The 616-nt window shown below is 28.2% G+C and carries 1 protein-coding gene; it reads left to right on the top strand.

The features are described from left to right. Positions 1 to 4: 4 nt before the first annotated feature. Positions 5 to 616, top strand: a 612-nt coding sequence (locus CAMP5063_RS08385; RefSeq protein ID WP_337195168.1) for a DUF2920 family protein, incomplete at its 3' end; no start/stop codon positions are given.

The raw sequence follows: 616 nt of genomic DNA, 5'->3' as shown, positions 1-616 counted from the left end.
TCATATGACTTTTGTTGATTTTAATAGGAAGTTTTTGGCTCAAAAATATAATGTTGTAGCTGTAAGCGTTTTGTATCATTGTTTTTGTCAAAGAAGATCAGATGTAGAAAAATATAGTGCAGCTATTACATTTACAGAAGAAGATTTAGTACACTTAAAAAACATTTTAGAAAATTTCAAAATTCAAACAAGTAAATTAGATTGCTCAACAGCATCAATTCATTATGAGTTTTTGCATCAAACTATTAGTAGCTTAAAAGAAAAAAAGTTATTAGATATAGATTATAAAGTTAGTCTTTCACGCTCTTTTATCCCGCCTAATAATGAATATAATAATTATGGAATTATGCCTGCTATCGATCATATCAATGCCTTAAAAGATATAATAAAAAATTATCCTCAATTTAAATCTTTACCTAAAATTTACGGGGGAGGATCATATGGAGGTTATTTAGCGCTAATGTGCGCTAAAATAGCTCCTTGGTATGTAGATGGAGTGATAGATAATTCTAGTGCTGGAATATTACCTTTACATTACATCATAGGAAGAGATATTAACGGATATGACCATGTTTTAGAAACTCCAAATGTTATATTGTATGGTATTTTAAAATCA

The sequence above is a fragment of the Campylobacter sp. RM5063 genome, assembly GCF_024723655.1.
In the GTDB taxonomy this organism is placed as follows: Bacteria; Campylobacterota; Campylobacteria; order Campylobacterales; family Campylobacteraceae; genus Campylobacter_D; species Campylobacter_D lari_D.
This window is presented reverse-complemented; position numbering and strand designations above follow the sequence as displayed.